The following is a 15,649-nucleotide window of genomic DNA, read 5'->3' as shown; positions in this document are numbered from 1 at the left end:
ACCGATCGCGGCGGCGACCGGCGAGCGCACGACAACCGTGACCGTCGAGTTCCGAAGGTTGTACCGCATGACCGATTACCGTTCGTTCCTCGATATCCTGCTCACCCGCGGCGAGACCGTGCCCGCCGCGACCGCGTACCGCTTCTTGCGCACCGGCGACGCCGACGGCCCCATCGACGACATCACCTATGCCGGGGTGTCTGCCCGGGCGCGGGCGATCGCCGCCGCGTTGCAGGATCGCGGCATCCGCCGGGCTCTGCTGCTGTACCCGTCCGGATTGGATTTCATCACAAGCTTTTTCGGCTGTCTGGCCGCGAACGTCGTCGCCGTGCCCGCCCCGCTGCCGCAGTTGGACTCCCGCTCCCTGCGGCGGTTGCGGCACCTGGTCGCCGATGCCGGCGTGGACGCGGTGCTCACCACCGCCCAGGTCCGCGCCGACGCCACCGCGCCGATCGAGCACCTGCCCGAACTGGGCGAGCCGGCCTGGCTGGCGACCGACGAGATCCCCGACGACGCGGCGGCCTCGTGGCGCAGGCCCGCCGTCGGGCCGGACTCGGTCGCCTTCCTGCAGTACACCTCGGGTTCGACGAGCGCGCCGCGCGGCGTCGTGGTCACCCACGCCAACCTGCTGCACAACGAACGCGCCATCGCCACGGCACTGGGCCATACGCCGGATCTGCTGGCTTCGCTCACCGACGCGCTGTTCGTCAGCTGGCTGCCGATGTATCACGATATGGGGCTCATCGCCCCCGTGTTGCAGACGATGTTCGTCGGCGCGAACGCGGTGCTGTTGTCGCCCAGAGATTTTCTGCAGCGCCCCGAGCGCTGGCCACAAGCGGTCTCCGCGTTCGGCGCGCACACCAGCGGCGGCCCCAATTTCGGCTACGAGCTGTGCCTGCGCCGCATGACTTCCGAACAGATCGACCGCCTCGACTTGAGCTGCTGGAGAGTGGCGTTCAACGGTGCGGAGACGGTGCGTCCGGCCACGGTGCGCCGGTTCGCCGACACCTTCGCGAGTACGGGATTCCGGGCGGAGTCGTTCCAGCCGGTCTACGGCTTGGCCGAGGCCACGCTCATCGTCAGCGCCGCGCGGCTCGGCGCGCCGCCGACGGTGATCCTGCCGCCCGGCCGGTCCGAGCTGGTCGGTGTGGGGCGCCCGGCCGAAGGGCTGTCGATCGTCATCGTGGATCCCGACCGGCACACCGCGTGCGCCGACGGCGTCGAGGGCGAGATCTGGGTGACCGGAACCAGTGTCGCCGCAGGGTATCTGGGCAACGAGACGGCTACCGCCGAGACCTTCCATGCCGGGTTGGACGATGACGATCGCGCTTACCTGCGCACCGGCGATCTCGGATTCTTCTCCGGCGGTGAGCTGTTCGTCACGGGCCGGCGCAAAGATGTGCTGATCATCGACGGCAAGAACCACTATCCGCAGGACTTGGAGTCGACGGTCGAGTCCGCGCACGAGGCCGTCCGCCCGGGGTGCGTCGCGGCGTTCTCGGTGGACGGGGGCATCGACGGAGAGCTGCCCGTGGTGGTCGCCGAAATGCGCACCGAGGATCCCGCCGAGCTCGCCGACGCCGAAGCAGCGATCCGCGCGGCGATCGGCGCGGAACACGCGCTGACGCTGCGATCGGTGGTCCTGATCCGGCCCGGCGCCCTGCTCAAGACCAGCAGCGGCAAAGTTCAGCGACAAGCCTGCCGCGCGGCGTATCTCGACGACGAGTTCGCGCCGGTGTCGCCTGTCCGCGGCGAACTCGACGAGGTCGGTGCACCGCCGGGCGCACCGCGAGGCGAGGCGCTCGGCGCCGAGGAGATGCGGAGCTGGCTGGTGGAGATCATCGCCCGGCTGGCCTACCTCGATCCGGCGCGCATCGACGTGCATCGGCCGCTGGTCGAATTCGGTCTCGGCTCAGCGGATCTGGTGGAACTCGTCGTGGAGCTCTCCGACCGGGTCGGGCGGAGTCTGGACACCAACCTGTTCTTCGAGCACCCGACCATCGCGCAAGTCGTGGCGGCGCTGCACCATACCGCAACCGAGGACGCGCCCGTTCCGCAGCAGGAGCGCAGCGACGACGCCATCGCGATCATCGCGATGGCCTGCCGGTTTCCCGGCGGCGCCGACGATCCGGAAGCGCTGTGGCGCCTGCTGGACGACGGACGCGACGGTCTGTCGGAGGTGCCGCCAGGACGCTGGAGCGTCGACGGGCTCTACGACCCGGATCCGGCGGCGGAAGGCAAGGCCTACACCTTCCGCGGCGGCTACCTCACCCAGGTCGACCAGTTCGACGCCGCGTTCTTCGGCATCGGCCCGCGCGAGGCGGCGGTGATGGACCCGCAGCAGCGGCTCATGCTGGAGCTGAGCTGGGAGGCGATCGAACGGTCCGGCCGCGACCCCAGACAGCTGCAGGGCAGCACGACCGGGGTGTACTTCGGGGTGTACAGCACCGGTTATCTCGCCGACCCCGCTCCGAGCCAGTTGAACGGGCAGGTCGGCACCGGGCTCTCCCCGAGTGTGGCCTCCGGGCGGGTCGCGTACACGCTGGGTTTCCACGGACCCGCCGTCACCCTCGACACGGCCTGTTCCTCATCGATCGTCGCCATGCATCTGGCCGCGCAGGCGCTGCGCGCGGGCGAATGCGATCTGGCCCTGGCCGGCGGCGCGACGCTGCTGATGGGACCGACCGCGCACGTGGAGCTGTGCAAACTCGGTGTGCTGTCGCCGTCGGGACGGTGCGCGCCGTTCTCGGCGGGCGCGGACGGCACGGTGTGGGCCGAGGGCGCCGGTCTGGTGCTGCTGAAGCGGCTCGACGACGCCCGGCGCGACGGCGACCGGGTGCTGGCCGTGGTCCGCGGCTCCGCGGTCAACCAGGACGGGCGCAGCCAAGGTATCAGCGCGCCCAACGGATTCGCGCAGGAGCAGGTCATCAAGGCGGCGTTGCGCGCCGCCGGGCTGAGGCCCGCGGATCTGGACTACGTGGAGGCGCACGGCACCGGCACCGCCCTCGGCGATCCGATCGAAGCACGCGCCTTGGCGCGCGTCTTCGGTCCCGACCGGGAGCCCGAACGCCCGCTCGGCGTGGGTTCGCTGAAATCCAATGTGGGCCATACCCAAGCGGCGGCCGGCATCGGCGGCGTCGTCAAACTGGTACTCGGGCTGCAACACGAGCGGATACCCGGGATGGCCCATGACGGGCCGCCGACGTCGCAGATCGATTGGGACGGCGGCGGTTTGGCCGTGCGGACCGATTCGGCGCCGTGGCCGAGAGGCGACCGGCCCCGCCGCGCCGGAGTGAGCGCGTTCGGGCTCAGCGGCACCAACGCCCACCTGATTCTCGAAGAAGCGCCCGCCGTCGACGACGAGTCCGGCCCGTTCGACGACGAGGCGGGCGATCGCGGGATCGCGCTGCTGCCGATCTCGGCACGCAACCGGGTCTCGCTGCACGGTCAAGCCCGACGCCTGCTCGATCACCTCACCGAAGATCCCACACTCGATCCCGCTCCCGTGTCCCGCTCGCTGGCTCTGCACCGCACGCCGTTCGAATGGCGGGCCGTCGTCGTGGCGGGCGAGCGGGGCGGAATGCTCTCCGCACTCGCCGATCTGGTCGAGCACCGAGCGGCGCCCGATGTGGTCGTGGGCGCGGACGCGGCGCTCACCGCGGGCAAGACGGCATTCGTCTTCCCGGGGCAGGGCGTGCAGTGGGCCGGGATGGCACGTGACATGCTGGCTCGCTCCGAAGTGTTCCGCGCCGAGTTCGCGCGCTGCGACGAAGCGTTCCGGCACCGCACCGGATGGTCGCTGGCGACCGCGCTGTTCGGTCTCACCGCGGCGCAACTGGGCGACTTCACCCTCGTGCAACCGCTGCTGTTCGCCACGATGGCGGCGCTGGCGGCCACCTGGCGGGACGCGGGCGTCATACCGGATGCCGTGATCGGCCACAGCCAGGGCGAGATCGCCGCGGCCTACGTCTCCGGTGCGCTGAGCCTCGACGAAGCCGCCCACGTCGTCGTGACACGCAGCCGCCTGATGGCCGGCATCACCGAGCAGGGCGCGATGGCGATGATCGGCCTGCCCGCACAGCGACTCGAAGAACGCTTGGCATCGGACACAGCGGTATCGATCGCGGCGATCAATATCCCCCGCTCCACGGTCGTGGCGGGAGCGCGCGAGGCGGTCGAGGCGCTCGTGCGCGAACTGGAGGACGAACAGGTCGACGTGCGGATGCTGGCCGCGGGACCCGCGCTGGCCGGGCATTCCGCTCTGCTGGAGCCCATCCGGCGGCAACTGCTCGACGAACTCGCCGGGGCGGCCGCCGCCGCGCCGGTCGTTCCCTGGTACTCGACGGTGCTGGGCGGGCGGATGACCGACCCCGCCGACACCGACTACTGGTACCGCAATGCGCGGGAACCGGTCCGGTTCGCGAGCACGATCGAGCGGATGATCGGCGACGGATACCGGTATTTCGTCGAACTCGGCGTGCATCCACTGCTGACCACGGCGGTGCGAGCCGTCGCGGAGGACACCGGTCACGAGGTCGTCGCGGTCGGCTCGCTGGTGCGTGACCAGGACGGTCCGCGCAGCCTGGCCCGCGCCCAGGCCGCGCTGTGGGTGGCCGGCCACGACCTCGACTGGACCCGCCTCACGCCCACGCACGGCCGCGTCGACCTGCCGACCTACGCTTTCGACCGGCGGCGGTTCTGGACCGAATCGGTGTCCGAGGACGCCGCGGCGCTGGGTTTGCGGTCCGCGAGCCATCCTTTCGTGGGCGCTGTTGTGCCGCAACCGGATTCCGGCGGTGTGACGCTGACCGGCCGGATCTCCCTGCGGACCCATCCGTGGCTGGCCGAGCATGCCGCGCCCGCCGCGGTCGTCCTGCCCGGCACCGCTCTGGTCGAACTCGCCATCCGCGCCGGTGACGAGGTGGACACCGGAAACGTGCGCGAACTCGTGCTGCACGCCCCGGTGGTGCTCACCGAGGAGGCCGCGGTGCAGATCCAGGTGGTGGTCGCCGACGCCGACGCCGACGGTTGCCGACCCGTCTCGATCCACTCGCGACTCGAACGCGATCTCGACACCTCGTGGACATTGCACGCCCGCGGGATTCTGGCGGCGACGGACGAGACCGATTCCGGCGGCCTCGACGCCGACCGGTGGCCTCCGGCCGGGGCGACGGCCGTCGACGTCGAGGACATGTACGCGCGACTGTCCGATCGCGGGCATCGCTACGGGCCGCTGTTCCGGTCGGTGCGCGCGGCGTGGCGGCGCGGCGGGGACGTCTTCGCCGACGTGGCGCTCCCGGAGCACGCCCACGGCGATGCCGCACGCTTCGAGATCCATCCCGCGTTGCTCGACTCCGCGCTGCACGCGGCGCTGCTGCTGGGCGCGGACGAGAGTGGTTCGGCGCTGCTGCCGTTCGCCTGGACCGGCGTGCGCTTGCATGCCTCCGGCGCGACGGCGTTGCGGGTCCGGATCTCGCTCGACGACTCCGGCGGGGTGCGGGTCATGGCCGAGGATCACACCGGACAACCGGTCGTGTCGATACGGTCGCTGCTCCTTCGGCCCGCACCCGAGGCGCAGCTGCTCGACAGCGCGTTGTCCGCCGCGCACCGCACCTTGTTCCGGCCGGAGTGGGCGGCGCTTCCGACGCCGATGATGCCGCGGCCGGTCACCGCCGTCGCCTGGTCGCGGCTCGGTCCGCACGAGCCCGCGCCGGACGCGGTGATCATCGAAGCCGCTCGAGGCGATTCGATCGATACGGTGCACACGGCGGTGCGGCGCGCGCTCGCAGGCCTGCAGGCGGCACTGGACGATCCGCGACTCGCGGCGGCGACCATCGTGGTACGCACCCGCGGGGCGATGGCGCTGCCCGGCGAGGACATCGAGAACACCGCGGGAGCGGCGGTCTGGGGCCTGGCCCGCACAGCGCAGTCGGAGAACCCCGACCGCATCGTGCTGGTCGACAGTGATGACGCCGAGGTCGACGTCGCGACGGTGCTCGCCTCCGGTGCGGCACAGGCGCTGGTGCGTGACGGCGTCCTGTTCGCGCCGCGTCTGGTGCGTCCTCCGGTGTCCGGTGGTGCCGCTCCCGATTTCGGCGACGGTTTCGTACTCGTCACCGGAGCGCCGGGGCGGCTCGGCTCGCTGCTGGCGCGGCATCTGGTGCGGGCGCACGGGGTCACGAAGCTCTTGCTCGCCAGCCGCCGCGGCGCCGACGGCCCCGGCGCGGAGGACCTGCGCGCCGAGCTCACCGGCCTCGGCGCTGACGTGGTCTTCGCCCGCTGCGATGTGGCCGACCGTGCCGCGCTGGCCGAAATGCTGCGCGGACGCACACTCAGCGGCGTCGTGCACGCCGCGATGGTGCTCGACGACGGCACGCTGGGCTCGCTGACGCCCGAACGTCTCGAAGCGGTGCTGCGGCCGAAGGTCGACGCGGCGTATCACCTGCACGAGCTGACCTCGGGCATGGACCTGTCGTGCTTCGTGCTGTTCTCCTCGGTCGCGGGCCTTCTCGGCAATCCCGGGCAGGCGAACTACGCCGCCGCCAACGCCTACCTCGATGCCCTCGCCACCCATCGCGTCGCCCGAGGCCTGCCCGCGCAGTCGCTGGCGTGGGGTCCGTGGAGCCTGGACATGCACGAGGTGATGGCGGCGGCCGACATCCGGCGCATGGAACGCTCCGGCGTGCGCCCGCTCGGCGCGCGTGACGGCTTGGCCGCCTTCGACGCGGCGTTGCGACGGAACGAGCCGGTGCTGGCGCCGCTGCGGATCGATGCCGACGCGATGCGGCGCGCACCGTATGTTCCGCTGCTGCTGCGCGGGACGATCCGTCCGCCCTCGCGCCGAACGGTCGTGCACCGCGACGCCGCCGACCCGTCGGTGCGGTCCCGGTTCGCCGAGCGGCTGCGTGGATTGCCGCCCGGCGAGGCGACCGCGATCGCGATCGACGTGGTGGCGCGCCGGGCCGCCGACGTGCTCGGGCACTCCGGTGCGGAGGCCATTACGGCGGACCGGTCGTTCCAGGGGCTGGGCATGGACTCGCTGATGGCGGTGGAACTGCGCAACCGGTTGCGCGACGACACCGGCATCCTGGTGCCGCTGAGCGAGATCTTCGCCGGTCGCAGTCCCGCCGCGCTGGCGGAATATCTCGTCGGCGAGGCGGCGCGCACGCAGACGGGCGAGCCCGCCGCGCGCCCGGACGACCAGCACGTCCCCGAGGTCGTCACGCTGCCCGTCACCCGCGATCTGATGCGGCTGCTGCGCACGGCCCAGCAAGGCATTCCGAGCGTCGCCCAGACCGGCGGGCTGGCCATGCGCTTGCCCAGGACGGTGGAACACGCCGAACTGGACGCGATTCTCGACCGCCTCGCCGCGCGGCACGCGGCGTTGCGCACGGTGATCGTGCCCAGCGACGAGCACGGCACCCGGTTGCAGGTGCGGTCCCGACCGGGCGGGCCGCTGTTGCGCTCGTCGGCCGTCGATCGGCTCGATCACGCCGTCACGCGGGTCCGGTTCCGCGAGCTGATGCGCGAGCCGTTCGACTTGGCGGAGGGGCCGCTGTGGCGGTTCGAACTGCTGAGTTCCGATTCCGGCGAGCAGGAGCTCGTCTTCGGAGCCCACCACGGTATGAGCGATGTCCAGTCGATGGTGCTGGTCGCCGGAGAGATCGGCGCCGAGTTGTCCGGCGCCCAATTCCCGGACACGCTGTCCAACAAGGACATGCACGATCTGCTCGCCGCCCAGGCGCCGCAGGCCGAGCCCGACGCCGAGTGGCGCGCGGAATTCGCCGGATGCCGCCGCCTCGAACTCACCCTCGCCCGGCCCAGGCGTGCCCAGCGCACCCACCGTGCCGGCGAGGTGCTGCTCGAGCTGCCCGCGGGGCTGCGCGAGCGGGCGGCGCGACGCGCTCGGGAGCTGGGCATCACGCCCGCGGCGCTGTTCCTCGGCACGCTGACAGTGCTGCTCGCCCGGCGGCAGGACACCGATCGTTTCGCGCTCGCCGTGCCGGTGGACACCCGCATCCACGCCGACGCGCCGACCGCGGTCGGCTACTTCGGTGTGCCCGTGCCGTATCCGGCGGCCGTCGAGCCCGGCGAGTCGATCGACGACCTACTGCGCAGGACCGGCGACCGGCTGCGGCGCCTGCTGGTGCCGGGAGCGGGTTTCTCCGACGTGCTCGCCACGCTCGCCGCGGAGGGCCTGTATCGGGACAACGCGCCGCTGGTCGAGGTGTACTTCAACTATCTGCGGGCCGATGCGCCGGTGCACCGCGCCGACCTGATTCCGGTGGGCACCGGATACTCCGATCTCGACCTCATGGTGGCGGTGCTCTCCGGAGCGGACCGCATCTGGTTCACCTACAACGCCGACATCATCGATGACGCGAGCTGCACCCGGCTCGGGCGCGACTACCTCGCGCTGCTCGAGGAGGTGGTGGAGCGTCCCGGGCTGCCGGCGCGCCCCGCGCGTCCGGAGGCGCCGCGCGGCGTCGCGTTCGCGGCCACGTTCGCGCTGGGCAAGCTGCCGGATCTGTATCGCGCGGCGGCACACGCTCACGGCATCGACGGTCCGACCGTGTTCGAGGCGCCGTACCACCACGTGCCGGCCGGGCTGCGCGACCCGTCCGGGGTCTTCGCCCAACCGTCGACCGCCCTGGGCATCGTGCTGTTGCGCGCGGCGGACCTGGAGCGATTCGGACCGCTCACCGACGACGATCTCGATGAACTCGCCGCACGGTATCCCGCCGCCGTCCGGGAAGCGGCCGAACGCGCGCGCGTTCCGATCATCGTCGGCGTCCTCCCGTCGCCCGAACCCCATGGGCGACTGACGCGGTGGGACCGGCTGACCGCCGAGCGGCTACGGGAGATTCCCGGCGTCGCGGTTCTCACCGAAACCGACTGGACTCGCGACCACCGGGTGGCGCATCGCTTCGACGCGCAGACCGACGCGCTGGCACACCTGCCGTTCACCGAGGAGTTCCAGGCGGCGGTGGCGCTGACGCTCGCCGCCGTCGCCCGCACGGCCCTGTTGCCCGCGCCGAAGGTCATCGCCGTGGACGGCGATGACACACTGTGGAGTGGCGTGGTGGGTGAGATCGGCCCCGCGGCGGTCACTTTCGATCCGCCGCGGCGCTCGCTGGCGCGGCGGTTGCGGCAATGGCGCGCCGCGGGCACGCTGCTGGTGCTGATCAGCAACAACGACGAGGACTCCGTCCAGGCGGTGCTGGACCGCCCGGACAGTCCGCTGCGCGCCACCGATTTCACCCTCGTCTGCACCGGGTGGGACAGCAAGACCGACCGGCTCGAGGCGGCGGCGCGAACGTTGGGCCTCGCGCTGGAGGACGTGGTCTACCTGGACGACAACCCGGTCGAGATCGCGAAGATGCGTTCCCGCCTGCCGGAAGTGCTCGCGGTGACCTGTCCCCCGATCGAGGAGCTGACCGCGTTCCTGACCCGGTTGTGGCCGGTGACACCGGTCGGGGTGACCGCGGAGGACGCCGGCCGTGCGGAGTTCTACCGGCACGAGCGCGAACGCGACCTGGCCAGGGAGCACGTCGATTTCGCGCAGTTCCTGGACCAACTGGATCTGGAGGTGACCGTCGAGCCGCTGTCGGACCACGGCTTGACGCGTGCGGTCCAACTGGTCCGGCGCACCAGCCAATTCGCGCTGGGCGCGAGCACCGACCAGGATGTCGACCGCTGGCGGGAGGATGGCGAGGTGTGGACCGCCGCGGCGCGCGACCGGTTCGGCGACTACGGGACGATCGCCGTGCTGGCGGTGCACACCGACGCGACCGCGCTGTGTGTGCGCGGATGGCATCTCAGCTGCCGCGCCCTCGGCCGCGGCGTCGAGGAACGCCTGCTCGGCTGGCTGGCCGACCGCGCGGCGGCGCTGGATCGCGCGACGGTGCGTATGACCGTGCACCGCACCGCGCGCAACGTGCCCGCCCGCCGGTTGGCCGCCGCGCTCGGCGGCGGCGACATCGACAGCGAACGAATCGAGGTCGACGTGCCGCTGGATCGCCTGCGCACGTTCCGATCCTGGGCGCGATGACCATGGCCGACAAGGAGTTTCCTGTGCGCAGTCCGAACGGCGGGTACCCGCCGCCCGCCGAGCGAGCCGATCGGCGCGACCTCGCCGAGGCGATCGAACGCGGCGGCGGTCTGGACGTGTCCGCGTTGCTGGCCCGCGCGGGCGGCGACGTGGCCACCGCGACGGCGGCGATCGCGCGTCCCGGCGCGTGGGACACCGAGTCGCTCACGGCGGCGGTCATCCAGGTGGCCGACCGCTTCACCGTCGAACCTCTCGGGCCGGACACCGATTTCTTCGACGGCGGCGGAACATCCGTCGCCGCGGTGCAATTCGTGGCGGCGCTCGCCAGGGAACTCGACGTCCACTTCGAGTTGGACGACGTGTTCGCCGACGCGCGCCCGCGCAGGCTGGCGCAGCGCTGGCTGGGCGCGCGAGCGGAAGCCACCGAACGCGAAACGCCGTCGCCGGTGGCGGATACCGTGGACGACGAACTCGCGCAGCTCATGGCCGACGTCGCCGGAGCCGACCGGCTGCCCTTCACCGACCCGCCGGAGCGGGTCGCGCCGCGCCGCGTTCTGCTCACCGGCGCCACCGGCTTCCTCGGCAGCCACCTGCTGCTGGACCTGTTGCGCGGCAGTGACGCCCACGTCGTCTGCCTCGTTCGCGCGCGCGACGACGCCGACGCCGTGGACCGGCTGGCCGCGGCGTTGACGCGTTTCCTGCTGCCGTGGTCGCCGGAGGTGCGCAGGCGGGTGACAGTGCTGCCGGGCGACCTGCGTGAACCGAATCTCGGCCTCTCGGAGAAAGCGTGGGCCGCGCTGGCGGACGAGATCGACGCGATCGTCAACGTCGGCGCGGCGGTCGACTTCCTGCGTGGCTACCGGTCGCTGCGCCGCGGCAACGTGCTCGGCCCGCTGACCCTGGCCCGGCTGGCGGCAACCGGACGACCGAAACCGTTGCACCACGTCTCCTCCATCGCGGTGTTCAACGAGCTCGGCATCGCCTCGATGGGCGAGGACGATCCGGTGGCGAACATCGGCAAACTCGTGATCGGCTACGACCGGACGAAATGGGCGGCCGAGGCCGTCCTGCGGCGCGCCCGCGAACACGGACTGGTCGTCACGGTGCTGCGCCCCGGTGGAATCGGCGGGCACCGCGAGACCGGCGCGCACAATCCGCGCGACCTCAACAGCGGCATCATCGCGGCGCTGTCGCGGTTCGGCACCGTCCCCGCGCTGCGCAATCTCCATGTGGCCCCGGTCGATTGGGTGAGCAAGGTCGCGGCGGCGATCGTGTGCGCGCCGACGGCGTGGGGCCACAACTACCATCTCACCGGCACGCCGACCACGCTGGAGCAGATGCTGGGTGAATCGGCGGCGATCGGCATGGACATGCGGGTGCGGCACTGGGCCGCCTGGTGTGACGAGGTGGTCGAGCGGATCCGCACCGAGCCGGTCCCGGAGCTGGAATCGCTGGCGCAGGTGCTGGGCAGCCCTACCGCGCGTCATCCGCTGGAGACGATGGCGTCCGTTCCGGCCGCGACCGACGAACGCACCCGCGCCTTCCTGCGCGCGCACAACCTGCCCCAACCGGTCCGTTACGGCGCCCGGTCGCAACACAAAACGCTGGAGATGCTCGCGGGCACCGGCCTGGCACGGCTGCCACGGCCGGAGGACCCACCGTATCTGTGGTTCGCGGAGACCCTGGTGGGCGCGATCGGGCCCGTCGACGCGGCGGCGGACACTTCCTGCACGCTCAACCTGCGGCTGTCCATCGCGAGCACCCACCAGCTGGTGGCCGGGCGCACGGTCGATGTCGGGGGCGAGCTGCGGTGCGCGCGTCTGCACGACGGCCCGCTCACGGTATCCGGTGTGGCGTCGGTGCGTCCGCACGACGGCATCCCGATGCGGCACGGACTGAAACACCCGCTGATGCACTACCGGCTGTCGCTGCGCGACGCCGATGGCGGGACGTGGTGGCTGTCGGGCTACAAATACGCCGAGGCGCGCCGCACGATCATCCGGCAGGCACGCACGTTGACCGTCGAACTCGGCCGGGAGGACCAACCGGGGAGCCTCGCGGGCGAGGTCGCGGTCCCCCTGCACACCTACCTGCACGATCAAATCGACGGCATCCAGGTGGATCCACGCCTGTCCGAACGCCAGCGGCGGACCGCGAAACTGTTGTGGCTGAGCTGGTTCGGATCCCAGCTCGGCAAGGGCCTGCTGGAACCGGCGCTGCGCGTGGGCACCGAACTGCTGGATCTGCGCCGCAACGCGAAGGAGTCGCGCTGATGCTCACCCCCATCCGGCCCGGAGCCGCACCGGTCGTGGAGGAGATCCCGTTCCGCACCGCCGACGGGACCCTGCTCGGCCTGCGGCGCGTGGTCGTCGACGATCCCGAGCGGCCCTCGGTTCTGTTGGTCCACGGCCACGGCGTGTCCTCGGAGATGTTCCTGCTGCCGGAGATCCGCACGATCGTCGACGCTCTCGTCGACGCCGGATACCAGCCGTGGCTGCTGGACTGGCGCGGCAGCTGTCGGCTGCCCTACAACGCCGCAGGCCCGCGTTTCAGCTTCGACGACGTGGCGCTCTACGACCTGCCCGGAGCCGTCGAGGAGATCCGCGGACGCATCGGCGACCAGCGGTTGTTCGTGGTCGCGCATTGCGTCGGCGCCCTGGCGCTGTCGATGAGCATGGCCGCGGGCCTGGTGCCCGGCCTCGCCGGAGTCGTCGCCCAAGGCGTCTTCCTCACTCCGAAAGTGAGCGCCGCGGTGCGGATGCGCGTGCTCGTCGGCGGCGAACTGCTCGGCTCCCGCGTCCATCACCTCGAGTCCGATTTCCGCAAAGTCGGGCTGTGGTCGCGGAAAACGCTGCTGTACGCGCTGCTCACCCGGAAAGGGGAATGCACAGACCCCACCTGCCGGATGGTCCACGGCGGCTGGGGCATGGGTGCCGAGCTGTTCGTCCACGACCATCTCGATCCGCGCACCCACGACCGCTTGGCGCAACTGTTCGGGCCGGTCCCGGTGCATGTGCTGCCCCAGTTGCGGCGGATGGAGCTGGCGCATGCCGTGCAGCGCTGGAACGACAACGACGACCGCTACCGCGTGCTACCGGAGAACGCGCTGGACCACGCCGACCGGATCGATTGCCCGGTCCTGCTGTTGTCGGGCAGCCGCAACGAAGTCTGGCTCGACTCCAACAAGCTGTGCCACGACGTGCTCACCGCCCGGCACCCCGGGCTGGACGTCCGCTACGTCGAGATCCCTTCCTACGGCCATCTCGACACCTTCCTCGGACGCGGCTCCGCACTCGACGTGTACGGGCACATCCTCGAATTCCTCGACGGCTGCTCCACACCCCGAACGCGGGATACGGCGTGAGCGAGCCACCGGGCGACGGACGTTCGCTGCGCATCGCGATGTTCGCGGATTTCCACCCCGCCACCCTCGGCGGCATCCAGACGTCGATGCGCGCACAACGCGCGGCGCTGGAGCGGCTCGGGCATCGCGTCACCGTGTTCACCATTCCCCCGCCGGAGCCCACACCGCCGGACTCCGGGATCGTCGTTCTCACGACCACGGGCGGAATGAGCGTGAACGGGTATCCGGTGGCGCTGCCGACCCGCAGGAACGCGCGCCTCATCGACACGGTCTTCGCCGAGCGCGGTTTCGACGTCGTGCACGCGCAGACCACCTACGGCGCGGGCATCGCCGGATTGCGCGCCGCGCGCAGGCACGGACTTCCCGTCGTCCAGTCCATGCACAGCCGCGATGATTCCTTCATCGAACGCAATTCGCCATTTCCCTACCTCGCCGCCCTCACCATGCGCGTGCTGCACGGCGGGTTCGTCGGCTTGCGCAAGGAGCTGCCGCGCCTGCCGGAAAGCCGAACGGCGCGGCACGCCTGGCGGCCGCTCGTCGCGCAGGCACAGGCCGCGGACCACGTCGTGGTGCCGACACGGCATTTCGCGCAGCGGTTGGCCGCTCACGGGATGGATCGGCCGCTGCACGTGGTGTCCAACGGAGTCGACGACGATCTGGTGCGCGCCCTCCCGGAGCGTTCCCGCGACCGGGGTCACCGGCTGCGGGTGCTGTGGTGCGGTCGCTTCTCCGCGGAGAAGCGACCGTTGGACGCCGTCGAGGCGGTGCGCCTGGCCGAGGGCTGCACCCTGGACATCTACGGTGCGGGAGCGCTGGAAACGCGCCTGCGCTCGGCCGTCGACCGGCCCGGCCTGCGTGAGCGAGTCCGGCTGCACGGCGAAGTGAGCCAGGCGGAGTGCCTTACGGCTATGCGTGCCAACGACGTGCTGCTGTTCCCGTCCGCCGGGTGCGACACGCAGGGCATGGTGCTGCTCGAAGCGGTCGCGGCCGGAATTCCGGTGCTGCACTGCGACCCCGACGTCACCGAAACCGTCCCCGAAGGCGGCGAATTCCGTGCGCGCGACGCCTCGACGGACGCGCTCGCCGAGGCGTTGCGCCTGCTGGCGCAGCAGCGGGACCGGCTCGACGCCATGCGCGAGGTGCTGGCGCGGCACGCGGATCGGACGCTGCAGTCCCGGTTCACCGAACGCCTGGTCGCGGTCTACACCGAGGCGATCGCCGCGTCAGGCCGGTTGCCGTAGCGGCAAACCCGCCGCCGCGTAGATCGCGTCGATGACCGTCATCGTCGCCACCGCGTCGTCCGGCGCGGTGAGTACCGGCTCGCCGTGCCGCACCGCCGCGACGAAGGCGTCGAGCTGATAGGCGTAGGTGCTGCGGCGCGAGACCTGCTCGGTGCGACTGCCGCGCTCCGAACGCACCGACAGCCTGCGCGGCAGCTGCGGCGCCACCGGATTGAGCAACCGCAGTTCACCGCGTTCGCCCACCACTCGCGCACCGATGCGCAGCACGTCCGACGACCACATCGAGCAACGCAGCCGTCCGGTGTGGCCGGAAGGAAAGCGCAGCTCGGCGGTCATCGCGCGGTCGATGTCCTGGCCACGTAATTTCGCCGTCGCCGCGACGACATCCGGATTCTCGCCGCCGAAGACCCGCGCCATGTGGACCGCGTAGCAGCCCGCGTCCATCAGCGCCCCGCCTGCGAGGGTGTAGTCGTAGCGGATATCCGAGAACCGCGGCAGCGGAAAGCACATCGCGGTGTCCACCCGCACCAGCTCGCCGAGTTCGCCGGAGGCGATGATCTCCTCGGCCCGCCTGGTCATCGGGTGGTAGCGGTAGTGGAACGCCTCCATGACCACCCGGTCCGACGTCGCGGCCAGCGCTGCGATCTCCCGCGCCTCGGCGGCGTTGGCGGTGAACGGCTTCTCGCACAGCACATGCTTGCCCGCCGCGAGCGCCTCCTTGGTCCACCGGCCGTGCAGACCGTTGGGCAGCGGGTTGTAGACCGCGTCGATGTCGGGTGCGGCAATCAGTGCGGCGTAGCTGTCGAAGACCCGCGCGATGCCGTGCTTCCTGGCGAACGCGCGTCCGCGTACGGGCTCGCGGGCGGCCACGGCGGCGACCACCGCGTCCGGGCTCGCCGCGGCGGGCCGCACGAGAGCCGCGGGCGCGATGCGTGCGGCGCCGAGGATGCCGATCCGCAGGGGCGGTCCGGGTTGCGTCATGGGCGCGACTGT

General features: G+C 71.5%; 5 protein-coding genes. 4 read left to right on the top strand and 1 reads right to left on the bottom strand.

Features of this window, described 5'->3' with window-relative positions; all coding sequences use genetic code 11:
- The first annotated feature begins 67 nt into the window (after window positions 1-67).
- The 4 genes from ABZW96_RS34145 to ABZW96_RS34130 are packed head-to-tail and all read left to right on the top strand — an operon-like array spanning window position 68 to window position 14,656.
- Complete coding sequence (locus tag ABZW96_RS34145; RefSeq protein ID WP_355080546.1) at window positions 68-10,051, top strand: HAD-IIIC family phosphatase; 9,984 nt, start codon at window positions 68-70, stop codon at window positions 10,049-10,051.
- Window positions 10,048-12,324, top strand: coding sequence for a thioester reductase domain-containing protein (locus tag ABZW96_RS34140; protein ID WP_355080544.1), 2,277 nt, complete (start codon window positions 10,048-10,050; stop codon window positions 12,322-12,324). The genes ABZW96_RS34145 and ABZW96_RS34140 overlap by 4 nt, the downstream gene beginning before the upstream one ends.
- Window positions 12,324-13,415: an esterase gene (locus ABZW96_RS34135; protein WP_355080543.1), complete on the top strand. Its 1,092-nt coding sequence runs from the start codon at window positions 12,324-12,326 to the stop codon at window positions 13,413-13,415. Before ABZW96_RS34140 ends, ABZW96_RS34135 begins: the two co-directional genes overlap by 1 nt.
- Window positions 13,412-14,656 (top strand): glycosyltransferase, encoded by a 1,245-nt coding sequence (locus ABZW96_RS34130; protein ID WP_355080541.1) that lies wholly within the window; start codon window positions 13,412-13,414, stop codon window positions 14,654-14,656. The genes ABZW96_RS34135 and ABZW96_RS34130 overlap by 4 nt, the downstream gene beginning before the upstream one ends.
- On the opposite strand, the gene ABZW96_RS34125 is transcribed toward ABZW96_RS34130, so the two are convergent.
- Complete coding sequence (locus ABZW96_RS34125) at window positions 14,639-15,637, bottom strand: Gfo/Idh/MocA family oxidoreductase (RefSeq protein ID WP_355080539.1); 999 nt, start codon at window positions 15,635-15,637, stop codon at window positions 14,639-14,641. The genes ABZW96_RS34130 and ABZW96_RS34125 overlap by 18 nt on opposite strands.
- Window positions 15,638-15,649: the final 12 nt, after the last annotated feature.

Source organism: Nocardia sp. NPDC004168 (assembly GCF_040610355.1).
GTDB classification, from domain to species: Bacteria; Actinomycetota; Actinomycetes; order Mycobacteriales; family Mycobacteriaceae; genus Nocardia; species Nocardia sichangensis.
Note: the sequence above shows the minus strand (reverse complement) of the source record. Positions and strands in the feature narration are given on the sequence as shown.